Source organism: Pseudonocardia sp. P1, assembly GCF_000178675.2.
Classification (GTDB): Bacteria; Actinomycetota; Actinomycetes; order Mycobacteriales; family Pseudonocardiaceae; genus Pseudonocardia.
The window spans coordinates 5766459-5792071 of the sequence record NZ_ADUJ02000001.1 but is presented as its reverse complement, the minus strand read 5'-3'; the positions used below and the strand labels follow the sequence as shown (position 1 = coordinate 5792071).

The window sequence follows — 25613 nt, the reverse complement described above, 5'->3', positions numbered from 1 at the left end:
CCTACCGGTCCTTGTCCCGCAGCTGGCGCAGCATCTCCTCCTGCCGCTCCCGCTTGCGCAGCGCACGCCCGCGGGCGTCGTGCTCGCGCATCCGGTTCGGGTATCCCACCAGCTGGACGTCGTAGATCGGGATGCGCATCGACCGGGCGAGCTTCTTCGCCCGGTTCGGGTTCCCGACCCGTCGCCGGGTCCACTCGCCGTCGTGGGCGACGAAGACCACCGTCGTCTCGGTCACGGTCGTGCGCGGCTCCACGAAGGCCTCCACCCCGATCCGCGCGTCCGCCCATTCCCGCAGGTAGGCCTCGTCGTCCCGTGGCCGTCCCCCACCGGAGGACCTGCGGGGACGGAACCTGTCCAGCAGGCCCATGCGCGTCACCCCTCTCGTCCGCTCGTGGCGCGTCCGTCGCCCGGGTGCGGCGAAACGGACACAGCGTCTCCTGTACCCCAACGCACGGGACGCGTGATCTGCTCCCGACACCCCGGTGGCGCGACGGCCGGGTAGTGACAAGATGGGCGCCGCAGTGCGGTGTCGCGTACCGCTGACGGAGCAGCCGGGCGCGACCGGGAGGGAGTTGATCGGTGTCCGAGGAGGGCCTGCGGAGCACGGACACCGCCGACCTGGTGATCCTGGGGGGCGGTTCCGGCGGCTACGCCTGCGCGTTGCGTGCGGCGGAGCTCGGGCTGTCGGTCGTGCTCGTCGAGAAGGACAAGCTCGGCGGTACCTGCCTGCACCGGGGCTGCGTCCCGACCAAGGCGCTGCTGCACGCCGCCGAGGTCGCCGACCACGCCCGCGACGGCGGCAAGGTCGGCATCCGGTCCACGTTCGACGGTGTCGACATGGCCGGGGTCAACTCCTACAAGGACGGCGTCGTCTCCCGCCTGCACAAGGGACTGCAGGGCCTGGTCGCCTCCCGCGGCATCACCGTGGTCGAGGGCGCCGGCACCCTGGAGGGCCCCGGCGTCGTCCGGGTCGGTGACGAGCGCTGGACCGGCCGCAACGTCGTGCTGGCGACCGGTTCCTACGCACGCTCGCTGCCCGGCCTGGAGCTCGACGACCGCATCGTCACCTCCGACGCCGCGATCTCGCTCGACGACGTCCCGCAGCGGGTCGTCGTGCTCGGCGGCGGCGTGATCGGCGTCGAGTTCGCCAGCGTGTGGCGCTCGTTCGGGGCCGAGGTCACCGTCGTCGAGGCGCTGCCCCGGCTGGTCCCGGCCGAGGACGAGTTCGCCTCCACCCAGCTCGCCCGCGCCTTCCGCCGGCGCCGGATCACCGCCCGGACGGGAGTGCGCTTCTCGAAGGCCACCCGGCAGGGCGACACCGTCACGGTGTCCCTGGAGTCCGGCGAGGAGATCGAGGCGGACCTCCTGCTGGTCGCGGTCGGCCGCGGCCCCAACACCACCGGTCACGGCTTCGCCGAGGCCGGCGTCGCGATGGACGGCGGATTCGTCACCGTCGACGAGCGGCTGCGCACGAACCTGGACGGCGTCTTCGCCGTCGGGGACGTCACGCCCGGCCTGCAGCTCGCCCACCGCGGATTCGCGCACGGGATCTTCGTCGCCGAGGAGGTCGCCGGGCTCTCCCCGGTCCCGGTGACCGACGACGGCATCCCGCGCGTGACCTACTGCGATCCGGAGATCGCCTCGGTCGGGCTGACCGAGGCGGACGCCCGCGACCGGTACGGCGAGGTGCACACCCTCACCTACGACCTGGCCGGGAACGGGAAGTCCCAGATCCTGCAGACCTCCGGCGCGATCAAGCTCGTCCAGGCGGGGCCGTCCGGCGCGGACGGGCCCGTGGTGGGCGTGCACATGGTCGGGTCGCGGGTCGGGGAGCTCGTCGGGGAAGCGCAACTGATCTACAACTGGGAGGCACTCCCCGCCGACGTCGCCGCACTGATCCACGCCCACCCCACGCAGAGCGAGGCCCTCGGCGAGGCCCACCTCGCGCTGGCCGGGAAACCGCTGCACACCCACGGCTGATCCCCCGGCCACCACAGACCCGAACACCCACGCGGAACAAGAGGAGCTCCACCCCACATGGCCGTCACCGTTGAGATGCCCGCCCTGGGCGAGAGTGTCACCGAGGGCACCGTCACCCGCTGGCTCAAGGCCGAGGGCGACACCGTCGAGGTCGACGAGCCGTTGCTCGAGGTCTCCACCGACAAGGTCGACACCGAGATCCCGTCGCCGGCGGCAGGCGTGCTGAAGCGCATCATCGCGGGCGAGGACGAGACCGTCGAGGTCGGCGGCGAGCTGGCCGTGATCGGCGACGCCGGCGAGGCCGACACCTCCGGCGGCGGTTCCGGCGGTTCCGAGCAGGCGGCCCAGGAGGCCGAGCCGGAGCCCGAGCCCGCGCAGGAGGAGGCCCCGGCGCCGAAGCAGGAGCCGGGCGGCTCCTCCGGCGGCGGTTCCGGCTCCCCGGTGACCATGCCCGAGCTGGGCGAGTCGGTCACCGAGGGCACCGTGACCCGCTGGCTCAAGCAGGTCGGCGAGTCGGTCGAGGTCGACGAGCCGCTGCTCGAGGTCTCCACCGACAAGGTCGACACCGAGATCCCGTCGCCGGTCGCCGGCACCGTGCTCGAGCACACCGTCGGCGAGGACGAGACCGTCGAGGTCGGCGCGCAGCTCGCGCTGGTCGGCGACGGCTCGGCCGCCCCGGCGCAGCAGGAGGCCCCGGCCCCCAAGGAGGAGCCGGAGCAGGAGGCCCCGAAGCAGCCGGAGCCGAAGCCGGAGCCGACGCCCGCGCAGCCGAAGGCCGAGGCCCCGAAGGAGCAGGCGGCCGCGCCGAAGGGCTCGACCGACACCCAGGGCGGCGCGTCGTCGTCGAACGGGTCGGGCGAGAAGCCCTACGTCACGCCGCTGGTCCGCAAGCTCGCCCAGGAGAACGGCGTCGACCTCGAGTCGGTCACCGGTTCCGGTGTCGGCGGGCGCATCCGCAAGCAGGACGTGCTGGCCGCGGCCGAGCAGAAGTCGGCACCGGCCCCCGCGGCCCCGGCCGCCCCGTCGGCACCGGCCGCCGGTGGCGCGCCGAAGCAGCCGCAGGCCGTCCCGACCCGCTCCGGCGACGCCCCGGAGCCGGGCACCACGGTCAAGCTGCCGCGCCTGCGCCAGGTCATCGCCCAGCGCATGACCGAGTCCCTGTCGACCTCGGCGCAGCTGACCACGGTCCAGGAGATCGACCTGACCCGCATCGTCAAGCTGCGGAACCGGGTCAAGGAGGACTTCAAGAAGCGTGAGGGCGCCAACCTCACCTTCCTGGCCTTCATCGCCAAGGCGACCATCGAGGCGCTCAAGGCCTTCCCGTCGCTGAACGCCTCGATCTCCGAGGACGCCAAGCAGGTCACCTACCACGGGCCGGTGCACATGGGCATCGCGGTCGACACGCCGCGCGGCCTGCTCGTGCCCGTCATCAAGGACGCCGACGACCTGTCGCTGGCCGGCATCGCCAAGAAGATCGCCGACGTCGCGGCCCGCACCCGCGACGGGAAGATCGGCCCGGACGAGCTGTCCGGCGGCACCTTCACGATCACGAACATCGGCTCCGCCGGGGCGCTGTTCGACACGCCGATCATCAACCAGCCGCAGGTGGGCATCCTCGGCACCGGCGCGATCGCGAAGGAGCCGAAGGTCGTCGCCGGCCCGGAGGGCGAGGACGTCATCGCCATCCGTTCGGTGTGCTACCTGCCGCTGACCTACGACCACCGTCTGGTCGACGGCGCGGACGCCGGCCGGTTCCTCTCGGCCGTCCGGGCCCGCCTGGAGGAGGGCGCGTTCGAGGCCGAGCTCGGCCTGTAGTCCTTCCCGGACACGCGGAACACGATGTCGCGGCCCGTCCCGGTTCCACCGGGACGGGCCGCCGTCGTTCACCCGGCCGTGTGATGCGGTGATCACCGTCGCGGCATGTCCGGGTCGCGCGGACCGCCCGGAACCGGAAGGATCGCCGCCGTGCGAGTCGTCGTCGCCGGTTCGTCCGGACTGATCGGAACCGCCCTGGTCGCCCACCTGCGGGGCGCGGGGCACGAGGTGCTGCGCCTGGTGCGGCGCTCGGCCGCCGCGCCCGACGAGCGCAGCTGGGACCCACCCGCGGGGACCATCGAGGACGGCACGCTCGACGGCGTCGACGCCGTCGTGAACCTCAACGGCGCCGGGATCGCGGACCGGCCGTGGAGCGGGGCCCGCAAGCAGCTGCTCCGCGACTCCCGCAACGTCCCCACCGACGTGCTGGCCACGGCGGTCGCGCGGCACAAGGTGCCGGTGTTCGTCAGCGGCTCGGCGGTCGGGTACTACGGCGACACCGCCGACGTCGAGGTGGACGAGTCCGCGCCGTCCGGCAGCGGCTTCCTCGCCGACGTCTGCCGGGACTGGGAGGCCGCCGCCGCGCCCGCCTCCGACGCCGGTGCCCGCGTCGTGCTGGTCCGCACCGGCCTGGTCCTCTCCCCCTCCGGCGGGATCCTCGCCCGGGTGCGACCGCTGTTCAAGGGCTTCCTCGGCGGCCGGATCGGGTCCGGTGCGCAGTACTGGCCGTGGATCTCGCTGGACGACCACGTGTCCGCCGTCCGCTTCGCGGTCGAGACCGGCACGCTGTCCGGGCCGGCGAACCTGACCGGGCCGGTCCCCGTCACCAACGCCGAGTTCACGAAGGAGATGGGCGAGGCCGTCGGCCGGCCCACCCCGTTCCCGGTGCCCGGGCCGGTGGTCGCGGGCGTGCTCGGCGAGATGGGCCGGGAGATGCTGCTCGGCGGGCAGCGGGCGGTGCCGAGGGCACTGCTCGACGCCGGGTTCCAGTTCCGCCACCACACCGTCGGCGACGCGCTCTCGGCCGCGGTCGGCACGTGACCGACGTCCTGGTCGTCGGCGCCGGGCTCGCGGGCCTGCGCGCCGCCGCCGTCCTGCACCGGCACGGGCTCTCGGTGCGGGTGCTGGAGGCGTCCGACCGGGTCGGCGGCCGGGTCGCCACCGACGTCGTCGACGGCTTCCGCTGCGACCGCGGCTTCCAGGTCCTCAACACCTCCTACCCGGCGCTGCGGGCCGCGCTCGCCCCGCACGGGCTCGACTCGCTCGACGCCCGGCCGTTCGAGCCCGGGGCCGCGATCCGCGCGGGCGACGGCGAGCTGCACCGCTTCGTCAACCCGTTGCGCCGCCCCGCCTCCGGCCCCGATCTCGTCACCGACGACCTGTTCGGACCGATCGACAAGGCCCGGCTGGTCGCCTGGACGGCCCGGGTGCTGGCGTCGCCGCCGTCGCGGACCGCCACCCTGATCGACCGTTCCGCCGCCGACGATCTCGACGCCGCCGGGCTCGGCGGCGCCGTCACCGACCGGTTCCTGCGCCCGTTCCTGTCCGGTGTGCTCGGTGAGACGGCACTGGAGACGTCGGCGGCCTTCGTCCGGCTGGTCTGGCGCAGCTTCGCACTCGGCACGGTCGTCGTGCCGGGGGACGGCATGGAGGCACTCCCCCGGCGGCTCGCCGCGGCCCTGCCGGAGGGAACGGTCTCGCTGGGGACCCGGGTCCGGGCCGTCCACGGCGGACCCGCGCCCGCCGTCGACACCGACGACGGCACGGTCTCCGCCCGCGCCGTGCTCGTCGCCGCGGACCCGCGGACGGCCGCCGCGCTGCTCCCGGGCGTGGCCGATCCGGCGATGCACGCGCTGACCACGTTCTTCCACGTGCCGCCGCACGCGCCGTCGTCGTCGCCGTTGCTGCACCTCGACGGCACCGGCGGCCCGGTGGTCAACACGGTCGTGCTCACGGCCGCCGCGCCCGGCTACTCCGCCGACGGACGGCCGCTGGTCGCCTCGACGATCGTCGGGACGCCGGAGGGCACCGGGATCGACGAGCCCGCGGTGCGCCGCGAGCTGACCCGGATCTGGGGCGAGCCGGCCGACGACTGGGCGCACCTGCACACCGCCCGCGTCGAGGAGGCGCTGCCGCTGCTGCCTGCCGGGCAGCCGGTGCGGCGCGACGTCGACCTCGGCCGCAACCTGTTCGTCGCCGGGGACCACCGGGACACCCCGTCGACGCAGGGGGCGCTGGTCTCGGGGCGCCGGGCGGCGCAGGCGGTGCTCGCCCGGCTGGGTGTGCGGTCCGGGGGGTGACCCGCGGCCGGGAGTAACCTCGGCCCCATGCCCGCCCCGCACCTGAGCTGCCGTGCCGGAACCGACCCCGTCCGTGTGGACCGGCTGGGGCGTGTCGAGTACCTCGCCGCCTGGGACACCCAGCGCGCGCACGCCGCCGCCCGCAAGGACGGCGCCGGCCCGGACGTGCTGATGCTGCTGGAGCACCCGCCCGTCTACACGGCGGGGCGGCGCACGCAGCCCGAGGACCGGCCCACCGACGGCACCCCCGTGATCGACGTGGACCGCGGCGGCCGGATCACCTGGCACGGCCCGGGCCAGCTGGTCGGATACCCGATCATGAAGCTCGCCGAGCCGATGGACGTCGTCGACTACGTGCGCCGGCTCGAGGAGGCCCTGATCCGGGTCTGCCACGAGCTGGGCCTGGAGAAGGCCGGCCGGATCGAGGGGCGGTCCGGGGTGTGGCTGCCCGCCGAGGGCTTCACCCCCGAGCGCAAGATCGCCGCGATCGGTGTGCGCATCCAGGGCGGGATCACCCAGCACGGGTTCGCCCTCAACTGCGACGCCGACCTGGGCGACTTCGGCCGGATCGTGCCCTGTGGGATCGCCGACGCCGGCGTGACCACGCTGAGCGCCGAGCTGGGCCGCGACGTCACGATCGACGAGGTCACCGGTGCCGTCACCACCGCGGTGCTGGACGCGCTCGAGGGGCGGCTGCCCGTCTCCGAGCACCGGGTCGCCCGGATGGTCGACCTGATGTCCGGCCTGGGCTGATGCACGGACTTCCGTAGTTCCGTAGTATCGGAGCCGTGACCGACGACGCCGACCGCCGCCTGACCGACCTGGAGGACCGGGTCGCCCAGCTCGAACGGCGGATCGTCGACGGGGATCCCGGTGGCCGCGGGTCGCGGGGTCCCGCGGCCACCGGCGCCGGGACCGTCCGCTACTCCGGCGAGGTCGCGCTGCACGGGGACATCGGGTGGGCGATCGAGTACGACGCCGGCGCCGCGCTCGACCTGGCGGACGAGCCCCGGACCGCCGTGCTCGCCGCGCTCGGCCACCCGGTCCGGGTGCGCATCGTCCGCAGCCTGCTGCACGGCCCGCGCGGGACCACCGAGCTCACCGAGGCCGCCGAGCTCGCCTCCACCGGGCAGCTCTACCACCACCTCAAGGCGCTCACCCACGCCGGCTTCGTCGAGCAGGACGGCCGCGGTACCTACCGGATGGCACCGCGGGCCGTCGTACCCGCGCTCGTCCTGCTCACGGCGTCGGCCGACGTCGCGGGCCTGTTCGGTCAGGCCAGCTGAGGCACCACCGACGACGCGAACTCCTCGATGTGGCCGAGATCGGCGAGATCGAGGATCTGCAGGTAGATGCGGGTGGTCCCGGTCTTCTCCGACCACACGCCGAGCTGGTCGACGATCTCGCCGGGGGTGCCGGCGAGACAGTTGCGACGGACCTCGTCCACGTCGCGACCGACCGCGGCCGCGCGGCGCGCGACCTCGGCGTCGTCCCGGCCCAGGCACAGCATCTGCGCCACCGAGTACGTCAGCTCCCCCGGGTCGCGACCGGCGGTCGCGCAGGCCTCGCGGACCCGGCCGAACTGCGCGGCGACGGTGTCCGGGTCCTGGAACGGGACGTTGAACTCGGACGCGAACCGGGCGGCCAGCGCCGGGGTCTTGCGCTTCCCCATACCCCCGACGATCACCGGGGGCGCGTCCTGGACGGGCCGCGGCAGGGCCGGCGAGTCGGCGACCGTGTAGTGGGCGCCCCGGTGCGAGAACCGCTCGCCCGGTGGGGTCGCCCACATCCCGGTGAGGATCTCCAGCTGCTCGGTGAGGATCTCGAAGCGCTCGGCCAGCGGCGGGAACGGGATGCCGTAGGCGGTGTGCTCGGCCTCGAACCAGCCGGAGCCGAGACCGAGCTCGATCCGGCCGCCGGACATCTCGTCGGCCTGGGCGACGGCGACGGCGAGCGGGCCGGGCAGCCGGAACGTCGCGCTGGTGACGAGCGTCCCCAGCCGGATGCGTTCGGTCTCCCGGCCGAGCGCGGCGAGGGTCACCCAGGCGTCGGTCGGGCCGGGGAGGCCGCCGCCGTCGCCCATCGCGAGGACGTGGTCGGAGCGGAAGAAGGCGTCGTACCCGGCGTCCTGCGTGGTACGCGCGACGCGCAGCAGGTCGGTGTAGGTCGCACCCTGCTGGGGTTCGGTGAAGATCCGGAAGTCCACGTCGGGAGACGCTAGCCGCGGACCGCTACCGTCGCCGCGTGCACCCGCTCCCCGACCTCTCCGGCCGCACCGTCGTCGTCACCGGGACGACGTCCGGGCTCGGCAAGTCCCTGTCCGCCGCGCTGGCCGGGGCCGGTGCCCGGGTCCTGATGACGGCGCGGGACGCCGGACGCGGGACGGCGGCGGTCGAACAGGTCCGGGCCGGGCTCACCCCGTCGTCACCGGGCGCGGGCAGCGCGGAGCTGGTCCTGCTCGACCTCGCCGACCTCGCCTCGGTGCGGGCCGCGGCGACCCGGATCCGCGAGCACACCGGCGACCGGCTCGACGTGCTGGTGAACAACGCCGGCGTCGCGATGGGGCCGCGCGCGGAGACCGCGGACGGCTTCGAGCTCCAGATCGGGACCAACCACCTCGGTCCGGCGGCGCTGACCTGGCTGCTGATGCCGGCCCTGCGCGGAGCGGGCGACGCGGAGCAGCCGTCGCGGGTGGTCACGACGTCGAGCCTCGGGCACCGCAGCGGCCGGATCGACCCCGACGACCTGCACTGGACCCGGCGCCGCTACGGGCCGAACGCGGCCTACTGCGCGTCGAAGCTGGCGAACCTGCTCTTCGCCGCCGAGCTGGACCGTCGCCTGCGGCTGGCGGGTGACCCGGTCCTCTCGGTGGCCGCGCACCCGGGGATGACGGAGTCGTCGCTGCTGGCGAACTCGTTCCGGCGGGCGGGCAGCGGCCCGTGGAAGGACCGCGTCTACGGCGTGCTGGACCGGCTGATCGTCCAGCCGGTGGAGGACGGCATCGCACCGCAGCTGGCGGCCGCGACCGGGCCGGTGCACGGCGGTGACTACATCGGACCGTCCGGGTGGGGTGAGGTGCACGGACCGCCCGCTCCGGCCCGCCGGACGGCTGCTGCGCAGGACCCGGTGCTCGCGGGCAGGTTGTGGCAGGTCACCGCAGCCGCGACCGGCATCACACCGGACCCCGGGCGTAGGGTGCAGGTGTGACCGTCGCACCCGAAGGCCGCAAGCTGCTCCGCCTCGAGGTCCGCAACAGCGAGACCCCGATCGAGCGCAAACCGTCCTGGATCCGCACCCGCGCCCGGACCGGTCCGCAGTACACCGAGCTCAAGGGACTCGTCCGTTCGGGCGGGCTCCACACGGTGTGCGAGGAGGCCGGTTGCCCCAACATCTACGAATGCTGGGAGGACCGGGAGGCGACGTTCCTGATCGGTGGTGAGCAGTGCACCCGCCGCTGTGACTTCTGCCAGATCGACACCGGCAAGCCGTCCGACCTCGACGTCGACGAGCCCCGCCGGGTCGCGGAGTCCGTGCAGCAGATGGGCCTGCGCTACTCCACCGTCACCGGCGTCGCCCGTGACGACCTCGACGACGGCGGGTCCTGGCTCTACGCCGAGACCGTCCGCCTGATCCACGAGATGAACCCGGGCACCGGCGTCGAGCTGCTGATCCCGGACTTCAACTCCCGTGACGACCAGCTCGGCCCCGTCTTCGACGCCCGCCCCGAGGTCCTCGCGCACAACCTCGAGACCGTCCCGCGGATCTTCAAGCGGATCCGCCCCGCGTTCCGCTACGAGCGCTCCCTCGAGGTGATCACCAAGGCCCGCGAGAAGGGCCTGGTCACCAAGTCCAACCTGATCCTGGGGATGGGCGAGACCCCCGACGAGGTCACCTCGGCGCTCCGGGACCTGCACGAGGCCGGCTGCGAGATCATCACGATCACCCAGTACCTGCGCCCGACCAAGCGCCACCACCCGGTCGAGCGCTGGGTCAAGCCCGAGGAGTTCGTCGCGCACTCGAAGGCCGCCGAGGAGATCGGGTTCGCCGGGGTCATGGCCGGACCGCTGGTGCGGTCGTCGTACCGGGCGGGCCGGCTGTACGCGCAGACCGTCGCCCACCGCGGCGAGGAGCTGCACCCCGACCTGGCGCACCTGACCGAGTCGGGCCCCGCCGCCCAGGAGGCGAGCTCCCTCCTGGCCCGGGGCTGACCCGCACCGGGCGGGGCGGGCGGGGCGCGTGAGACGGCCCGTGGACCACACGGACCGTTGATCACCGCGGGCACGTACGCTGGTCACATGCCCGGCAAGCCCCGCAAGCCCTCGCCCGAAGAGAAGAAGGCGCTCAAGGCCCAGAAGAAGGCCGCGTCGAAGCAGCGCCGCCAGCAGATCTGGCAGGCGTTCCAGACGCAGCGCAAGGAGGACAAGAAGCTCCTCCCGATCATGATCGGCGTCTTCGTCGGTGCGATCGCGCTGCTCACCCTGGTCGGCTGGCTCTTCGGGCTGACCTGGTTCTTCGTGCCGTTCGGCGTGCTCATCGGTGCGCTGGGGGCGTTCAGCATCTTCGGCCGGCGGGTGCAGCGCTCGGTCTACGTCAAGGCCGACGGGCAGCCGGGCGCCGCGGGCTGGGCGCTGGACAACATGCGCGGGCAGTGGCGGATCACCCAGAGCATCGCCGGCACCACCCAGCTCGACGCGGTGCACCGGGTCATCGGGCGGCCCGGCATCGTCTTCGTCGCCGAGGGCGCGCCCCACCGGGTGAAGAACCTCCTGGCGCAGGAGAAGAAGCGGACCGCGCGGGTCGCCGGCACCACCCCGATCTACGACGTGATCGTCGGGAACGACGAGGGCCAGGTCCCGCTCAAGGGCCTGCAGCGGTACCTGATGAAGCTTCCGCGCAACATCTCCGCCGCCGAGATGGACTCGCTGGAGAACCGCCTCAACGCGCTCGGCAGCCGGGCCGCGGCGATGCCGAAGGGGCCGATGCCCCAGGGCGCGAAGATGCGGAGCGTCCAGCGCGCCGTGCGCCGCCGCTGAGCTCCGCTCCCGGACACCGGGCGGCCTGGTCCTCCGACCTCGTCAGGCGTGGGGGTGCAGGAACGTCCGCAGCCGGTCGGCGGAGGCGGTCCCACCCCAGATCCGCCGCACCCGGTCCCGCCCGGCGCGGCCCATCGCCGACGCCCGGGCCGGGTCGGCCAGCAGACCCGCCACCCGGTCGGCGACGGCGCTCACGTCGCGCCCTCCGACGACGTGCCCCGTGACGCCCTCCTCCACCGTCTCCGGGGTTCCGCCGGAGTCTCCCGCGACGACCGGCAGCCCGGACGCGGCCGCCTCGAGCAGCGCGATCCCCAGCCCCTCGACGTCCAGCCCGCCCAGGTGGGTGCGGCACGGCAGCGCGAACACGTCCCCGGCCGCGTGGTGCGCGGCGAGCTCCGCGGCCGGCACACCCCCCGTCAGGACGACGGCGTCGGCCACCCCGTGCGAGACGGCCAGCCTCCGCAGCCGGTCCCGGTACGGCCCGCCACCGACGAGCAGCAGGCGGGCACCGGGCACCCGCTCGCGGATCGCCGGCAGGGCCGCGACGAGCACATCCTGCCCCTTGCGCGGCACCAGACGGGACACGCAGGCGACGACCGGTGCCCCGCCGAGGCCGTAGCGGGCCCGGACCGCGGCGCGGGCCGCGGGATCGGGCGCGAACCGGGTGGTGTCGACCGGCGGCGGCAGCGGCTCGAGCGCGGCGTCCGGGCCGAACGCGGCCGCGAACCGGTCCCGGGTCCAGCGCGAGACGGTGGTGACGACGTCGGCGTCCGCCCCGATCCTGCGCAGTGCCGCGCGCGCCCCGGGCAGCATCGACCAGCCGACCTCGTGCCCGTGGGTGGTGGCAACGACCCGGCCGATCCCGGCCCGCCGGCGCAGCGACGGGCCCAGCAGGCCCAGCGGGGCCGCGGCACCGAACCAGACGGTGCCGGCTCCGTGTTCACGGGCGATCCCCGCGGCACGCCGGGCGACCTCGGGCACCGGGAGCATCAGCGAGGACCGGTGGCGGTGCACCGGGAACGGGAGCGTCGCGTCGAACTCGTGGTCTCCCCGCCAGGCCGGGGCGTAGACGGCGAGCTCGCCGACCGGCAGCGCGCGCGCCAGGTCGTGCAGGTAGCTCTGGATGCCGCCGGGCCGGGGCGGGAAGTCGTTGGTCACCAGCAACGTGCGCGCCACGGCGACCGACGGTAGCCGGGCCGGTCACGGCGGTCCGGGGCCGGGCCACCGCGGTGTCGGCGGGCACTGCCACCGCGGTGTGGGCGGGCCGGGTCACGGCGGTCTGGGCGGACCGGGCCACGGCGGTGTCGGAGCGCCGGGCCACGGCAGTGTCGGCGGACCGGGGCAGAGCGGTGTCGGCGCTCCGGGTCACGACGGTTCGAAGGGCCGGTCCGGCGGCGCCGCACGCGTCGGGGGACGCGCCGGGGTCGCGGGCCGCCGACCGGCCTTCTGGGGAGCGGACGATCCGCTCTCCTCCCCGTCGTCCCGCGGTGCCCCGGAGGTTCCCGTCGGGGCCGGGAGCTCCCGGGATGCTCCGACCGGGTGGCGGGGGACCACCCGGCAGGACGTCCGGTGAGGAGGTGGTGCTGTTCAGGTGAACGAGCGCGGGCGGGCCCGGGTTACGGATCGGCAACGGATTTCCCGGATCCGGGGGTACGGACCTCCGCGGCCGGTTTCTGTCGGACCCCTCCCCTAGCTTCGGCGGTGATCGCACGACCACACGACGAGGGAGGCCCCGATGATCGTCGACTGCGACCGCTGCGAGGTCCGTGGCACCGCCTGCGGTGACTGCGTGATCGGCGTCCTCATGGACGTGCCCGAGATCGACCGTCCGATCCCCTACCTGCCGGTCGACCTGCCCGGCGAGCAGACCGGCCGGAGCGGTGCCGCGGCCGTACCCGGCGGGCTGCGCCCGGTGGCCGGCGGTCCGGGGAGCGGCCCGGTCGAGTTCGCCGAGCCGGAGCGCCGGGCCCTGCAGGTGCTGGCCGACCACGGCCTGATCCCGCACCTGCAGCTGGTGGAGCCGTCCGAGCGGCGTGCTCCCGCGGCGGAGCGGCCCCTGATGCCGGTCCCCGTGGTTCCGGTCCGCGACCGGCGCCACCGCGACGCGGGCTGAGTCCGGGCCCGTTCAGCCGCCCAGGCGGCGCAGCAGGACGGCCGAGGGCACCGTGTGGGCACCGCTGCGACGCACCGAGCGGACGACCTCCTGGTCGGTGGTCGCCACCAGCAGGGGGCGCCCGCGGGGCTCGGCGGCCACGAGATCGCGCACGACGTCGTCGGCGATCACGCCGGCCTCGCTGAACAGCACCCGGACGCCGCGCCCGCCCCGCAGCGGCGCAGCGCTGACCGCGGCACCGTCGAACACGACGGTGATCTCCACCCCGGTACGGGCGCCGAGCACGCCGAGCTGCCCCACCAGGCGCGAGCGCTGGTCGGCCAGTGGCAGGTCCGGGTAGCCGGTCTTGCTGACGTTGTAGCCGTCGACGATCAGGTGCACCGCGGGCATGGCGAGCAACGTGTCGAGCGCGGCGAGCCCGTCGACGGGCACCCCGGCCCGCCCGCGGGCCGCGGTCGCCGCGTCCCCGCCCGTCCCGGCGAGGAGGTCCGCCGGGCGCGGTCCCCCGGCGCCCACGTCGAGCTCGCGGCGCAGACCCGCGATCGCCCCGCCGACCGTGTCCAGCAGCAGCTCCAGCCGCACCTCGTCGCCGCGGCGCGCCTCCCGGGCCGCCGCCCGTGCGGCGGCGACCTCCCGGGTCGCCGCCTCGGCCCGGCGCCGCTCCTGTTCGGCGCGCTCCCGTTCGTGCGCGCACTCGGTGCGCGCGGCGGTCAGCCGCTCGTCGGCCCCGGCACGCAGCCCGGCGACCTCGGCCTCCAGCTCCGCGCGGGCGTCGAGCGCGGCGCGCAGCTTCCCGCCCTGGTCGCTGATCCGGCGTCGCATCTGCTGGAACTCCGCGTCCCGGCTCCCGACGACCGTGCGCGCCTGGTCCCGTTCCTCCGCGACCTCGGCCCGCACCCGTTCCAGCTCGGCGGTGAGCTTGTCGACCTTGGCGAGCGCCTCGTCCCGCTCGGCCCGCATCGCGGTCAGGTCCCCGGACTGCTCGGCCTCGGTCACCCGTCGCCCGGCCCGCGGGTCGCCCGTGAGCAGGGCGACGGCGGCCGCGTCGAGCTTGTCGACCGGGGCGGGGAGGTCCCCGTCGGTGTCGGACCCGGCAGTACCGGCCGCCGGGCCGGCCGCGGAGGCGGCTGCCGAGGCGTCGTCGCCGCTCCCCTGCTCCGTCCGGTCCGGCAGCTCCAGCTCGCCCGGCCGGTGCTCGGCCCACCACGCGACGACGGCCGCGCGGAACGCCGCGTCGGACTCCAGCTGGGCGACCAGGACCTGCCCGGCGAGCCGGGCCCGCTTCGCCGGGGTGAACGTCGCGAAACGCCGCAGCGGGGCGGGCACCTCGACCGGCCGCAGGCCGCCCAGGGCCGCGCTCGCGATCTCGGCGAGCCGGGCCCGCAACGGCGCCGACAGCGGCGGCCAGGGAGTGCCGGACCCGGGACCGGTGCAGTCGGAGCCCGGACCGGGGTCGTCGGAGCCGGACGGGTCGCGTGCGGGGCCGGACGGGCCGCGTGCTGGGCCGGACGGGCCGCCGGAACGGTCCGAGGGGTCCTCGGACGCCCCGGCGCCGGGACACGACGGGACGCCGGAGGCCGTGGGGCCCGGTGCATCCGTGTCGTCGTGCGCCATCGGTCCAGGCTATCCCCGACCGCCGCCCCGTGCCGCCGACCGGCCGGGCACGGAGCCCGATCGGAACCGGCCCGTCACCGACCCGGTTCGAACATACTGTCGGACCCCGGCGCTACGGTGCGGGACGTGACCCCCTGCTCCCCGCAGCTCACGTTCGACGAGCTCGGCACCCCGCTGCGCGACGTCACGTTCTGCGTCGTCGACCTGGAGACCACCGGCGGCAGCCACCGGGCCGACGCGATCACCGAGGTCGGCGCGGTCTCGGTACGGGGCGGGGAGTCGATCGGCGAGCTGTCCACGCTCGTCGACCCGGGCACGCGGGTGCCGGCCGACGTGACCCGGCTGACCGGGATCACGAACGGGATGCTCGCCGGTGCCCCGCCGCTCGGTGCGGTGCTGCCCCCGGTGCTCGACCTGCTCCGGGGGTCGGTGCTGGTCGCCCACAACGCCCCGTTCGACACCGGGTTCCTCCGGGCCGCGTGCGAGCGGCACGAGCGTCCCTGGCCGTCACCACCGGTGCTCTGCACGGCCCGGCTGGCCCGCGCGGTGCTCCCCCGCAGCGAGTGCCCGAGCGTGCGACTCGGGGCGCTCGCGGCGCACTTCGGCTGTCGCACCACGCCGGACCACCGGGCGCTGACCGACGCCAGGGCCACCGTCGAGGTGCTGCACCACCTCCTCGAACGCATCGGGAACCTCGGGGTGCAGAGCCTGGAGGAACTGCTGCAGCTGGTGAAGGACCGGGCACCGCACCGCCCGACCACCGCGCAGCGGCAACGTCGTCACCTCGCGAAGCGGGTGCCGTCCGAGCCCGGGGTCTACCTGTTCCGCGGCGCGGGCGACGAGGTGCTCTACGTCGGCACGAGCGGGGACCTGCACCGCCGGGTCCGCTCCTACTTCACCGCGGGCGAGCGGCGCCGCCGGGTCCGCGACATGGTCGCGCAGGCCGAGCGGGTCGACACCGTCGTGTGCGCGCACGCGCTGGAGGCGTCGGTGCGGGAGCTGCGCCTGATCGCAGCGCACCGGCCCCGGTACAACCGGCGTTCCCGCAACCCCGGCCGCGCCTGGTGGGTGGCGCCGACGGCGGAGACCTTCCCGCGGCTCTCGGTCGTCGCCTCGCCGCGGGAGGGCGCACTCGGGCCGTTCTCCTCGCAGCGGGCGGCCACCGCCGTCCTCGACGCCGCGCTCGACGCGGTCCCGCTGCGCCGGTGCACCATCCGGATCCCGGCTCGCAACCCGTCCGGGACGCCGTGCGCGCTGCACGAGCTCGGGCGGTGTGCCGCGCCGTGCGCCGGGCTGCAGTCCCCGGAGGACTACGCGCCCGCCGTCGAGTCGTGGCGCGAGCTGGTCGAGGGCCGCAGCGACGCCCCGCTGCGCGCGCTGGCCGACGGGGTGGACGCCCGTGCCGCCGACGGCCGGTACGAGGCCGCCGCCCTGGCCCGGGATCGGCTCGCGGCGCTGGCGTCGGGCGTCGACCGGGCGGGCACGCTCGCCGGGCTCGCCGGGCTCGACGAGGTCGTCGGTGCCCGGCCGGACGGCAGCGGCGGCTGGCAGCTCGCCGTGCTGCGGCACGGCAGGCTCGCCGCAGCCGGGAACGCCCCGCGCGGGGTCCGGCCGATGCCGGTCGTCGAGGCACTGCGCGACGGGGCACAGACCGTCCTGCCCGAGCCCGGACCGCTGCGCGGCGCTCCCGCCGAGGAGGTGCGGCTGCTCTACCGCTGGCTGACCGAGGGCGGCACCCGCCTGGTGTACAGCACGCCGTCGTGGGCGGAGCCGGCCCGGGGTGGCGGGCCGTGGCGCGAGTGGGCGGACCGGGCCCGCGACGCCGCGCACCGTACGGGCGAGCAGTCCCCCGACGAGCCGTCGCACCGCACCTGACCGCACCGGACCTGACCGCGCCGGCCCGGAACGCGGACGGGCCCCGCCGGAGGTGTCCGGCGGGGCCCGTCGTCGTGCGTTCCTAGGAGATCACTCGGTCGGCTGCTGCGGACGACCACCGTCGTCCGGCCGGCCGGCGAGCTCCTCGCGGCGGGACTCGAGCTCCCGGCGGGCGGCCGCGCGCTCGTCGCGCTCGGTCAGCTCCCGCTCGTGGGCCTCGTGCCGGGCGTGCGCCAGCTCCCGCGACTCCTCGGCCGGGTCCGGCTTCATCAGCGAACCCGGGACCGGCTCGCCGGCCGAACCCAGCTGGTTCATCCGCTTCGGCACGGACGTGCCCTGGTAGTCCAGCTCGATCGCGTGACCGTGCGAGTCGACACCGGCCAGCGGCTGGTGCACCTCGATGAACTCGCCGTGCGGGAGCCGCTTGATGATGCCGGTCTCGATGCCGTGCTCCAGCACCGCGCGGTCCGACTTCTGCAGGCCCAGGCACCAGCGGTAGGTGACCCAGTAGACGATCGGCGGAACGATCATCAGCCCGAGGCGGCCCGCCCACGTCGTCGCGTTCAGCGAGATGTGGAAGAAGTACGAGATCCAGTCGTTGAACCCGCACATCACGAGCCACAGGTAGAACGAGATCGCCATCGCGCCGAGCGCCGTGCGGACCGGCACGTCGCGCGGACGCTGCAGCAGGTTGTGCAGCGCGTCGTCGCCGGTGAACCGGCGCTCGAGCGCCGGGTACATCCCGGCCACCACGAACAGCACCGGCAGGAAGCCCGCGGTCGGGATGAACGCGGCCGGGATCGTGTACTCGCCGAACAGGTAGAACTCCCACGGCGGGAAGATCCGGCCCATGCCCTCGGACCAGAGCATGTAGAAGTCCGGCTGGGACCCCGCGGAGATGTGCGAGGCGTCGTACGGGCCGAGGTGCCAGATGCCGTTGATCTGGAACAGGCCGGCGATCAGCGCGAGCACACCGGCGACGACGGCGAAGAACGCGCCGCCCTTCGCCGCGAACTGCGGCAGGATCCGCACGCCGACGACGTTCTTCTCGGTCCGTCCCGGGCCGGGGAACTGGGTGTGCTTCTGGTACCAGACCAGCCCGAGGTGCACCGCGATCAGCGCGAGGATGATCCCCGGCAGCACCAGGACGTGCAGGATGTAGAGCCTGGGGATGATCTCCGTGCCCGGGAACTCCCCGCCGAACAGCGCCCAGTGCACCCAGGTGCCCATGATCGGCACGGTCAGCGTGATGCCCGAGGCGATCCGCAGGCCGACGCCCGAGAGCAGGTCGTCCGGCAGCGAGTAGCCGGTGAAGCCGGCGAAGGTGCCCAGCAGGATCAGCACGATGCCGATCGTCCAGTTGGCCTCACGCGGCTTGCGGAACGCTCCCGTGAAGAACACCCGGAACATGTGGATGATCATCGAGGCGACGAACAGCAGCGCGGCCCAGTGGTGCAGCTGGCGCATGAACAGGCCGCCGCGGACCTCGAACGAGATCTCCAGCGCGGACTCGTACGCCCGCGACATGTGGACACCGCGCAGCGGGTCGTACGGGCCGTTGTAGACGATCTCCTCCATGGAGGGATCGAAGAACAGCGCCAGGTAGATGCCCGACAGGATCACGATGATGAAGCTGTAGAGCGCGATCTCGCCCAGCATGAACGACCAGTGGGTCGGGAAGACCTTGTTGAACTGCTTGCGCAGTCCGGCCGCCGGGTGGAACCGCTGGTCGAGCTGGTCGAGCGCCTCGGCGCCCTTCTCGTTCAGCCCTCCGGAGGAGGACGTCGGCGTGGTGATCGAACTCATGTCGTCTTCGGCCTCTCCCAGAACGCGGGTCCGACGGGCTCGACGAAGTCGCTCTCCGCGACGAAGTAGCCCTCCTCGTTCACCGTGATCGGCAGCTGCGGCAGCGGCCGCGCGGCCGGCCCGAAGACCGGCTCGGCGTCCTCCGTCGCGAGGAACTGCGACTGGTGACAGGGGCACAGGATGCGGTTGTCCTGTGCCTGGTACAGCGACGTCGGGCACCCGAGGTGGGTGCAGACCTTCGACCATGCGTAGTAGTCGCCGTAGCTGAAGTTCTCCTGGCCGGGACGCGCCGTGACCGGCGTACCCGGGCGCAGCCGGATCAGCATGACCGGCGCGTCGGAGGCGCGCTGCGCGTGCAGCAGCTCCTCCTCGTTCCCGCGCTCGCTCTCCCGGTAGGGGAAGACGGTCATCATCGAACCGGGCTCCATGTCCTCGGGACGCACTCGTGCGATCTCCCCGAGGATACCCGTGTCGGTGCGGAGGTACACGGTCTCGCCGCCCTCGGGGCGCCATCCGGTGTGCCAGAGCGGGGCTTCCTCGCCCTCGGCCCACGGGTTGCGGACGATGCCGCCGAGCGCGATCACGCCGGTACCGATGCCGAGCACCGCCGCCGACAGCCCGGCCGAGCGGATGATCAGCTTCCGGCGGCCGAGCGTGGTCCCGTTACCGGCGTCGGCCAGCTGGGCCATGATCGTCCGGCGGTCGATCTCGTCCGACGGGCCGTCGTGCCGCTGCTGGACCGCGACCTCGGCCGGGAAGAGCTTCTTCACGGCCTGGATCACCGCGATGCCGAGCGCCAGGATCGACATCCCGAACGTGAGGCCGATGACCGGGGTGTAGAGCGAGTACAGGCCGACGCCGGGCTCGCCGGCGTTGACGTACTCCCACGGCCACCAGATGAAGGCGACGACGAACGCGATCCCGGAGATCGCCGAGATCAGGAACCACAGCGCGACCGCGCGCTCGGCCCGCTTCTCCGCCCGCGTCCCCGGGATCGGGAAGGCGGGCGCGTTGTGCACGACCTCGACCTCGTCGAGCTCGCCGGCCAGGCGGGCCAGCTGCTCCGGCGACATCGCGTCGAGCTCCTCCTGGGTCGGGCGCCCGCCCGGCCCGGTGCTGACGTCGCTGCTCAAGACTTCGCCCCCAACCAGATCGCGAACCCGACGAGCCCGGACATGACGACGGTGAAGATGAAGATCCCCTCCGCCGTCGGGCCGAGACCCAGGAGCGCGTTGCCACCCGGGTCGTTCGTGTTGTTGACCGACTTGATGTACGCGATGATGTCCTGCTTCTCCTCCGACGTGAGCTGCTGGTCGGAGAAGCGCGGCATGTTCTGCGGGCCGGTCTGCATCGCGGTGTAGATCTGCTCCTCGCTGGCCGGGGCCAGCGCCGGGGCGAACTTGCCGGACGACAGCGCGCCGCCCACACCGGTGAAGTTGTGGCAGGACGCGCAGTTCAGGCGGTACAGCGTGCCGCCGCGCCCCGGGTCCTCACCGCGCAGCGCCTCCCCGCGCTCGACCGGCGTGACCGGTCCGCCGCCGTTCGCCTGGATGTAGGCGCCCAGCGCCTCCAGGTTCGCGCGGCCCTCGGCGGACTCCGGGTCGAAGATCGGCAGCGGGTGCTTGCGCATGGCCTGCGCCTCCTGGCGGGCCATCGGCATGCGGCCCGAGGAGACCTGGAAGTAGACCGCCGCGTCGCCGACGCCGATCAGGCTCGGCCCGCGGTCCTGCTCACCCTGCAGGTTCGCACCGTGGCAGGTGATGCAGGTGTTGTTGTAGAGCTGCTCACCCTTGGCGATCAGCGCGGCGTCCGGCTGCGCCTCGGCCAGCTGCGGCTGCGGCGCGAAGGCGGCGTAGAGGAAGCCGACGGACAGCAGGCCGAGACCGATGGCGAGGGCGCCCGCGATCCGGCGGCGCAGCTTGCCGTGCGGGCGGCGCCGGGCGCCGGCCTTCTCGTCCGGCCGGTTGCCCGGTGGTGGGTTCTGGGCTGCGTGGTCAGCGCCCTCGGGGTTCTCGGTCATCGCTGGGGGTCTTCCAACCTCGACGTCGTGGCGGGTGGGGAGTCTCGGGACGTAAGTGGGGCTCGGCCCGTTATCGGATGAAGTAGATGACGGCGAACAGTCCGATCCACACCACGTCGACGAAGTGCCAGTAGTAGGACACGACGATCGCTGCGGTGGCCTGCGCCGGGGTGAACTTGCTGAGCCTGGTGCGGATGATCAGGTAGACGAACGCCACCAGACCGCCGATGACGTGCAGGCCGTGGAACCCGGTCGCCATGTAGAAGACCGTGCCGTACGAGCTGGCGGCCATCGTCGTGCCGGTCTCGACCAGCTCGTAGTACTCGTAGGCCTGGCCGACGACGAAGAACGTGCCCATCGCCAGCGTCAGCAGGTACCACCGCCGCAGCCCGAACACGTCGCCGCGCTCCGCCGCGAACACCCCGAACTGGCAGGTGAACGACGACGCCACCAGGACGATCGTGATCGCGAGCGCGTAGGGGACGTTCAGGTGCGTGGGCGGGGGCGGCCAGGGCCCGTCGTTCTGCGCCCGCGCGGTGAAGTACATCGCGAACAGCCCGGCGAAGAACATCAGCTCGCTGGAGAGCCAGACGATGGTGCCGATGCTGACCAGGTTGGGGCGGTTCAACGAGTGGATCCGCGCGCTGATGTTGGGTGCCGCTGTCGTCACGCCCGGCATTATGACCCGACGCGAACTTCTACGGCTTGTCGGGATACCCCTTCCCGCATCACGATCGGCGAACGGTGCCGATGATCAGCAGGTCTTCGCCTGGTCGGGAGGCCGGGGCGCCGCCGTCGCCGGCGCCCGACCGATCGACGTTCGGGAGTGTCGGGGAGTTCCCCTAGTATCGGCCACCGTGGCGAGCGGAACAGCGGCAGGGATCGGCAGCGCGGCCGGTGGCGCGGCGGGGACGAGTGCGGGCACCAGCACCGTGCTCGTCTACAGCCACCGCCCCGAGGTCCGCGAGAGCATCATCCAGGCGGTCGGGCGGCGCCCGGCGCCGGACGTCGGGCGCGTGCGCTACGTGGAGGCCTCCGGCATCGCCGAGGTCCTCGCGGCGTGCGATGCGGGCACGGCCGACCTGCTGGTCCTGGACGGTGAGGCCCAGCCCACCGGCGGGATGGGTGTGGCGAAGCAGCTGCACCACGAGGTCACCGACTGTCCCCCGATCGTGCTCACCGTCCGCCGCCGCGACGACCGCTGGCTGGCCACCTGGTCGGAGGCCGACGCGGTGCTCGTGCACCCGCTGGACCCGATCGAGGCGGCCGAGGTGATCGCGCAGGTGCTGCGCGACCACCGGGCCGGCACGCTCACCGAGACCGAGTAGGGACCGCACCGCGTGACTGCACCGACCTGGCCGTCCGTCATCGGCCGCCTCATGCGTGGCGAGGACGTGAGCGCCGAGGAGTCCACCTGGGCGATGGGCCGGGTCTTCGCCGGCGAGGCGACGCCCGCGCAGCTCGCGGGCTTCCTCGTGGCGCTCCGCGCGAAGGGCGAGACCGCCGCCGAGATCTCCGGGATGGCCGACGCGATGCTCGCGCACGCGCTGCGGGTGGAGGTCCCCGGCCGGGCGGTCGACGTCGTCGGGACCGGTGGTGACCAGGCGCAGACGGTCAACATCTCGACGATGTCGGCGATCGTCGTGGCGGCCGCCGGCGCGCCGGTGGTCAAGCACGGCGGCCGGGCCGCGTCGTCGCAGTCCGGCACCGCCGACGTGCTGGAGGCGCTCGGCGTCGCGATCGAGCTGAGCCCGGCGGCGGTGGAGCGCTGCGTCGCCGAGCTCGGCATCGGCTTCTGCTTCGCGCAGGCGTTCCACCCGGCGATGCGCTACGCGGGCGGGGTGCGGCGCGAGCTGGGCGTCCCGACCGCGATGAACGTCCTGGGGCCGCTGTCCAACCCGGCCCAGCCCGAGACCGGGCTGATCGGCTGCGCCGACCCCCGGCTGGCCCCGGTGATGGCCGAGGTCTTCGCCCGGCGCGGCAAGTCCGTGCTGCTGGTCCGCGGCGACGACGGCCTGGACGAGCTGACCACGACCACGACCAGCTCGGTCTGGATCACCTCCGGCGGAGCGGTGCGCCGGGAGACGCTGGACCCGGCCGCGCTCGGGGTCCGGCCGGTGACCGCCGAGGAGCTGCGCGGCGGTCCGCCGGAGGTCAACGCCGCCGTCGTGCGGGACCTGGTCGCGGGCAAGGGCGGTCCGGTGCGGGACACCGTGCTGCTCAACGCCGCCGGTGCCCTGGCCGCACACCGCGGGGTGGACGGCGCGCTGGCTCCCGCCGTCGCCGACGCGATGGAGACCGTGGCGCGGGCGATCGACTCGGGCGCCGCCGCGGACCTGCTGGCCCGCTGGGCCGCGCTGTCCACCGAGCTCGCCGCGGGCTGAGCGCGCTGCCGGCCGACCGGCAGCGGGGACCGGGCCGGGCTCCCGGCCCGGTCATCGGCGCACCGGGTCCGCGGTCGTCCGGCGCAGTCCGCGGACCACGGACATCCGGCGCGGTCCGCAGTCGTCCGGCGCCGCCCACGGGCATCCGGCGCGGTCTGCAGTCTTCCAGTGCGGTCCGCGGGCAAGCTGCGCGGTCCCCACCGGTGTGACCGCATCCGGCGACGGCCACCCCTCTGTGTGGAATCGCTGCTTGAGGCAGCGATTCCACACAGAGGGGTGGCCGACCCTGGCCGTCCGGGCGGTGGAGAGCCCGGAATCCGCCCTCAGTCGAGGCCGATGGAGTAGGCCGCGTCGGTGTCGGCCTTCGAGTACGAGCGGAACGCGATGTGGGTGTCGGTCCCGACGACGCCGTCGACCTTGCTCAGCTTCCCGGCGATGATGTCGGCGAGCTCCTCGTGCTCGCGCACCTTCACCACCGCGATCAGGTCGACGTCGCCGGCGCAGGAGTAGACCTCCGCGACACCGTCGAGGTTCGCGATCGTCTGCGCGGTCTCGGGGATCCGGTCGGCTGCGGTGTGCACCAGGACGATCGCGGTGATCACGACGGGACTCCCCCTCGGGTCAGGGTCTGACGGTCGCCGCACAGGCTAGTGCGCGGATCCCGTGTGGCGCAGGCCGCACCTGGTTGCTACGGTGATCGCATGCGTTCCGTCGAGCTCACCCTTGCTCCGGCCGCAGCGCTGCCCGCACGACGTCTCGCGGTAGTAGCACTGCGCGTCGGCTGATCCAGGCCGCCGACGCGCCGCGCCCCATCCAGGCGCACCCCTCTCGTACGCCGAGACCTGGCTCGCGTTCACACAGCACGTTCTCCCTCGTGACGCACGGAGCCTTCTCATCATGAGCATCACCGCTGACCGCCCGACCACCTTCGCCTTCCCCGCCTCCTCCGGCGGCGCCGCGGACATCGCGTCCCGGATGCCGCGGCGGCACACCGTCGTCACCGGCGACGGGATGGAGGGTGTCATGCAGGTCGCGACGGCACTCCAGACCTGCGGCCGCACGCTGCGGGAGTTCTGCGTCGACGTCCGCGAGGGCGTCGCCTACAGCTCCGTCACCTGCACGATGTCGATGACGCCGTCCGAGGCCGACGAGTTCGAGACCCGGATGCTCGCGATGCCGTTCGTCCTCGCCGTCGACCCGTACTGACCGGTCGACGCGTACCGACCGGTCGGCCCGCACCGGTGGACCGGGTCACCGGCCTCCGGTCCGGGTGCCCCGGGCGGCGTCCAGCATCGCCGTGCGCTCAGCGATCTTGACCCGGTCGGTTCCGCCGCGCCGCTGCCCGAGCGCGATCTCCGCGGCGTCCAGGCGCTGCCAGTCCTCCCACAGCACCGGGTCGACGCCGAACTCCCGCAACCGGTCGAGCACGGCGTCGCCGCCGGGCCGCGGCGGGGTCGCGAGGCCGGGCAGGTCCGCCAGCAGCGAGGCCGCGGTCTCCGCGCCGTCGCCCTTGTTGGTCCCGATGACGCCGGTCGGTCCCCGCTTGATCCAGCCGGTGACGTAGCTGCCGCGCAGCGGCTCCCCGCCGAGCACCACCCGTCCGGCCTCGTGCGGGACCGTGCCGCCGGCACCGTCGAACGGCAGGCCCGGGACGGGCTCGCCGGCGTAGCCGATGGCGCGCACCACGAGCCCCGTCTCCAGCAGGGACGTCTCCCCGGTCCCCCGTACCGAGCCGTCCGGCGCGATCTCGTTGCGCTCGATCTCGATCGCGCGAACCCGTCCGGAACCGTCGCCGTCCCCGACGTCCCCGACGAGCCGGACCGGGCTGCGCAGGAAACGCAGGTGGATCCGTCGCCTGCCGCCGGCGCCGGGCGGGTCGGCCGCCCACTCGGTGAGCGTCTCCAGGACCTGCCGCATCCGGCGTTCCGCGGGCTCCTCGACCCCGGCGGCGAGGATCCCGTCGTCGTGCACCCGGATCTCGACGTCGTCCAGCTTCCCCAGCGCACGCAGCTCCGCCGGGGTGAACCGGACGTGCTGCGGCCCGCGCCGGACCAGGACGTGCACGTCGGTGACGGCGCTGTCACGCAGCCGGTCGAGGACCGCGTCGTGCAGGTCGGTGGCGGCGAGGTCGTCGGCGGGGCGGGCCAGGATGCGGGCGACGTCGATCGCGACGTTCCCGGCACCGACGACGACCGCACCGGCCCGGTCCAGCGCGGGTCCCGGCCCCGCCGCGTCAGGATGGCCGCAGTACCAGGACACGAACGCTCCCGAGCCGACCGATCCGGCCAGCCTCTCCCCCGGGATCCCGAGGTCGCGGTCGATCGCACTGCCGGTGGCGTGCACGACGGCGTGGTAGTGCTCGCGCAGCACCTCCGGCGGCACGGCGCCGCCGCCGGCCGCGTCCCCGACGTGCACGTTGCCCAGGAACCGGACCCGGTCGGCGTCGTCGAAGGTGGACACCAGCGCCCTGATCACCGACTTCATCTTCAGGTGGTCCGGGGCGACGCCGTAACGGACCAGTCCGTACGGGGCGGGGAGCCGGTCGAACACGTCGACCTGCACATCGGGGTCGCCCTCCAGCAGGGCCTCTGCCGTGTACAGGCCGGAGGGGCCGGAGCCGATCACCGCCACCCGGTACGGCCGCGGGACGGGCACCTGCGGGGACGTCATGAT

24 protein-coding genes are annotated in these 25613 nt (G+C 74.1%); 14 read left to right on the top strand and 10 right to left on the bottom strand.

Annotated elements, in window-relative coordinates; translation table 11 throughout:
- Position 1: 1 nt before the first annotated feature.
- The gene (locus PP1_RS26970; protein ID WP_010224467.1) at positions 2-367 is read right to left on the bottom strand and encodes a hypothetical protein; all 366 of its coding nucleotides are present in this window, start codon (positions 365-367) and stop codon (positions 2-4) included.
- A gap of 212 nt (positions 368-579) precedes the next feature.
- Between PP1_RS26970 and lpdA the strand changes: the two genes are divergently transcribed.
- From lpdA to PP1_RS26940, 6 genes are all read left to right on the top strand, one after another.
- Positions 580-1980: a dihydrolipoyl dehydrogenase gene (gene lpdA / locus PP1_RS26965; protein WP_010224468.1), complete on the top strand. Its 1401-nt coding sequence runs from the start codon at positions 580-582 to the stop codon at positions 1978-1980.
- Positions 1981-2037: 57 nt separating this feature from the next.
- Positions 2038-3795: a 2-oxoglutarate dehydrogenase, E2 component, dihydrolipoamide succinyltransferase gene (gene sucB, locus PP1_RS26960; RefSeq protein WP_010224469.1), complete on the top strand. Its 1758-nt coding sequence runs from the start codon at positions 2038-2040 to the stop codon at positions 3793-3795.
- A 150-nt stretch (positions 3796-3945) separates the two neighbouring features.
- A complete protein-coding gene (locus PP1_RS26955) occupies positions 3946-4836 on the top strand; it encodes a TIGR01777 family oxidoreductase (protein ID WP_010224470.1) in 891 nt (296 codons plus the stop codon).
- Positions 4833-6095: an NAD(P)/FAD-dependent oxidoreductase gene (locus tag PP1_RS26950; protein ID WP_010224471.1), complete on the top strand. Its 1263-nt coding sequence runs from the start codon at positions 4833-4835 to the stop codon at positions 6093-6095. The genes PP1_RS26955 and PP1_RS26950 overlap by 4 nt, the downstream gene beginning before the upstream one ends.
- Before the next feature lie 27 nt (positions 6096-6122).
- A complete protein-coding gene (gene lipB, locus PP1_RS26945; RefSeq protein WP_029239165.1) occupies positions 6123-6848 on the top strand; it encodes a lipoyl(octanoyl) transferase LipB in 726 nt (241 codons plus the stop codon).
- Positions 6849-6883: 35 nt separating this feature from the next.
- Entirely contained in the window at positions 6884-7381 is a 498-nt protein-coding gene (locus tag PP1_RS26940) for an ArsR/SmtB family transcription factor (RefSeq protein ID WP_010224473.1), read from the top strand.
- Here the strand turns inward: PP1_RS26940 and PP1_RS26935 are convergent.
- Positions 7369-8301: an LLM class F420-dependent oxidoreductase gene (locus tag PP1_RS26935; protein ID WP_010224474.1), complete on the bottom strand. Its 933-nt coding sequence runs from the start codon at positions 8299-8301 to the stop codon at positions 7369-7371. The genes PP1_RS26940 and PP1_RS26935 overlap by 13 nt on opposite strands.
- Before the next feature lie 38 nt (positions 8302-8339).
- Between PP1_RS26935 and PP1_RS26930 the strand changes: the two genes are divergently transcribed.
- The 3 genes from PP1_RS26930 (at position 8340) to PP1_RS26920 (ending at position 11128) form a co-directional block, all read left to right on the top strand.
- On the top strand, positions 8340-9302 hold the full coding sequence (locus PP1_RS26930) for an SDR family NAD(P)-dependent oxidoreductase (RefSeq protein ID WP_010224475.1): 963 nt from the start codon (positions 8340-8342) through the stop codon (positions 9300-9302).
- Entirely contained in the window at positions 9299-10303 is a 1005-nt protein-coding gene (lipA, locus tag PP1_RS26925; protein ID WP_010224476.1) for a lipoyl synthase, read from the top strand. The genes PP1_RS26930 and lipA overlap by 4 nt, the downstream gene beginning before the upstream one ends.
- Before the next feature lie 87 nt (positions 10304-10390).
- Complete coding sequence (locus PP1_RS26920) at positions 10391-11128, top strand: DUF4191 domain-containing protein (RefSeq protein ID WP_010224477.1); 738 nt, start codon at positions 10391-10393, stop codon at positions 11126-11128.
- Positions 11129-11170: 42 nt separating this feature from the next.
- Here the strand turns inward: PP1_RS26920 and PP1_RS26915 are convergent, their stop codons facing one another.
- On the bottom strand, positions 11171-12304 hold the full coding sequence (locus PP1_RS26915; protein ID WP_075314474.1) for a glycosyltransferase family 4 protein: 1134 nt from the start codon (positions 12302-12304) through the stop codon (positions 11171-11173).
- A gap of 559 nt (positions 12305-12863) precedes the next feature.
- On the opposite strand from PP1_RS26915, the gene PP1_RS26910 reads away from it, so the two are divergent.
- Entirely contained in the window at positions 12864-13241 is a 378-nt protein-coding gene (locus PP1_RS26910; protein ID WP_010224480.1) for a hypothetical protein, read from the top strand.
- A 12-nt stretch (positions 13242-13253) separates the two neighbouring features.
- Here the strand turns inward: PP1_RS26910 and PP1_RS26905 are convergent, their stop codons facing one another.
- Positions 13254-14855, bottom strand: a complete 1602-nt coding sequence (locus tag PP1_RS26905) for an NYN domain-containing protein (protein WP_083697176.1) — start codon at positions 14853-14855, stop codon at positions 13254-13256.
- A gap of 126 nt (positions 14856-14981) precedes the next feature.
- Here PP1_RS26905 and PP1_RS26900 point away from each other — a divergent pair, with 126 nt between their 5' ends.
- Positions 14982-16730, top strand: a complete 1749-nt coding sequence (locus PP1_RS26900; protein WP_249266013.1) for a DEDD exonuclease domain-containing protein — start codon at positions 14982-14984, stop codon at positions 16728-16730.
- 90 nt (positions 16731-16820) lie between these two features.
- Here the strand turns inward: PP1_RS26900 and qcrB are convergent, their stop codons facing one another.
- The 4 genes from qcrB to ctaE all read right to left on the bottom strand — a co-directional run bounded on the left by qcrB (position 16821) and on the right by ctaE (position 21235).
- Positions 16821-18536, bottom strand: a complete 1716-nt coding sequence (qcrB, locus tag PP1_RS26895; RefSeq protein WP_010225591.1) for a cytochrome bc1 complex cytochrome b subunit — start codon at positions 18534-18536, stop codon at positions 16821-16823.
- Positions 18533-19669 (bottom strand): cytochrome bc1 complex Rieske iron-sulfur subunit, encoded by a 1137-nt coding sequence (gene qcrA, locus PP1_RS26890; protein ID WP_010225594.1) that lies wholly within the window; start codon positions 19667-19669, stop codon positions 18533-18535. Before qcrA ends, qcrB begins: the two co-directional genes overlap by 4 nt.
- Positions 19666-20556 carry a cytochrome bc1 complex diheme cytochrome c subunit gene (gene qcrC, locus PP1_RS26885; RefSeq protein WP_010225596.1) on the bottom strand — a complete coding sequence of 297 codons (891 nt, stop codon included), beginning with the start codon at positions 20554-20556 and terminating at the stop codon, positions 19666-19668. The genes qcrA and qcrC overlap by 4 nt, the downstream gene beginning before the upstream one ends.
- 70 nt (positions 20557-20626) lie before the next feature.
- Entirely contained in the window at positions 20627-21235 is a 609-nt protein-coding gene (gene ctaE, locus PP1_RS26880) for an aa3-type cytochrome oxidase subunit III (RefSeq protein WP_010225598.1), read from the bottom strand.
- Positions 21236-21488: 253 nt separating this feature from the next.
- Between ctaE and PP1_RS26875 the strand changes: the two genes are divergently transcribed.
- Positions 21489-21884, top strand: coding sequence for a response regulator (locus tag PP1_RS26875; RefSeq protein WP_010225600.1), 396 nt, complete (start codon positions 21489-21491; stop codon positions 21882-21884).
- 12 nt (positions 21885-21896) lie between these two features.
- Positions 21897-22940 carry an anthranilate phosphoribosyltransferase gene (gene trpD, locus PP1_RS26870; protein WP_139323907.1) on the top strand — a complete coding sequence of 348 codons (1044 nt, stop codon included), beginning with the start codon at positions 21897-21899 and terminating at the stop codon, positions 22938-22940.
- Between the two features lie 323 nt (positions 22941-23263).
- On the opposite strand, the gene PP1_RS26865 is transcribed toward trpD, so the two are convergent.
- The gene (locus PP1_RS26865; protein WP_010232544.1) at positions 23264-23542 is read right to left on the bottom strand and encodes an Lrp/AsnC family transcriptional regulator; all 279 of its coding nucleotides are present in this window, start codon (positions 23540-23542) and stop codon (positions 23264-23266) included.
- Between the two features lie 295 nt (positions 23543-23837).
- On the opposite strand from PP1_RS26865, the gene PP1_RS26860 reads away from it, so the two are divergent.
- Positions 23838-24146: a hypothetical protein gene (locus PP1_RS26860; RefSeq protein WP_010232543.1), complete on the top strand. Its 309-nt coding sequence runs from the start codon at positions 23838-23840 to the stop codon at positions 24144-24146.
- A 45-nt stretch (positions 24147-24191) separates the two neighbouring features.
- On the opposite strand, the gene PP1_RS26855 is transcribed toward PP1_RS26860, so the two are convergent.
- Positions 24192-25610 (bottom strand): FAD-dependent oxidoreductase, encoded by a 1419-nt coding sequence (locus PP1_RS26855; protein ID WP_010232542.1) that lies wholly within the window; start codon positions 25608-25610, stop codon positions 24192-24194.
- Positions 25611-25613: the final 3 nt, after the last annotated feature.

Bases quoted from the DNA above. Each gene is read 5' to 3' on its own strand.
- PP1_RS26970 (WP_010224467.1), bottom strand. From the start codon at position 367: ATGGGCCTGCTGGACAGGTTCCGTCCCCGCAGGTCCTCCGGTGGGGGA.
- sucB (WP_010224469.1), top strand. From the start codon at position 2,038: ATGGCCGTCACCGTTGAGATGCCCGCCCTGGGCGAGAGTGTCACCGAG.
- lipB (WP_029239165.1), top strand. From the start codon at position 6,123: ATGCCCGCCCCGCACCTGAGCTGCCGTGCCGGAACCGACCCCGTCCGT.
- PP1_RS26920 (WP_010224477.1), top strand. From the start codon at position 10,391: ATGCCCGGCAAGCCCCGCAAGCCCTCGCCCGAAGAGAAGAAGGCGCTC.
- PP1_RS26910 (WP_010224480.1), top strand. From the start codon at position 12,864: ATGATCGTCGACTGCGACCGCTGCGAGGTCCGTGGCACCGCCTGCGGT.
- PP1_RS26905 (WP_083697176.1), bottom strand. From the start codon at position 14,855: ATGGCGCACGACGACACGGATGCACCGGGCCCCACGGCCTCCGGCGTC.
- qcrB (WP_010225591.1), bottom strand. From the start codon at position 18,536: ATGAGTTCGATCACCACGCCGACGTCCTCCTCCGGAGGGCTGAACGAG.
- qcrC (WP_010225596.1), bottom strand. From the start codon at position 20,556: ATGACCGAGAACCCCGAGGGCGCTGACCACGCAGCCCAGAACCCACCA.
- ctaE (WP_010225598.1), bottom strand. From the start codon at position 21,235: ATGCCGGGCGTGACGACAGCGGCACCCAACATCAGCGCGCGGATCCAC.
- PP1_RS26860 (WP_010232543.1), top strand. From the start codon at position 23,838: ATGAGCATCACCGCTGACCGCCCGACCACCTTCGCCTTCCCCGCCTCC.
- PP1_RS26855 (WP_010232542.1), bottom strand. From the start codon at position 25,610: ATGACGTCCCCGCAGGTGCCCGTCCCGCGGCCGTACCGGGTGGCGGTG.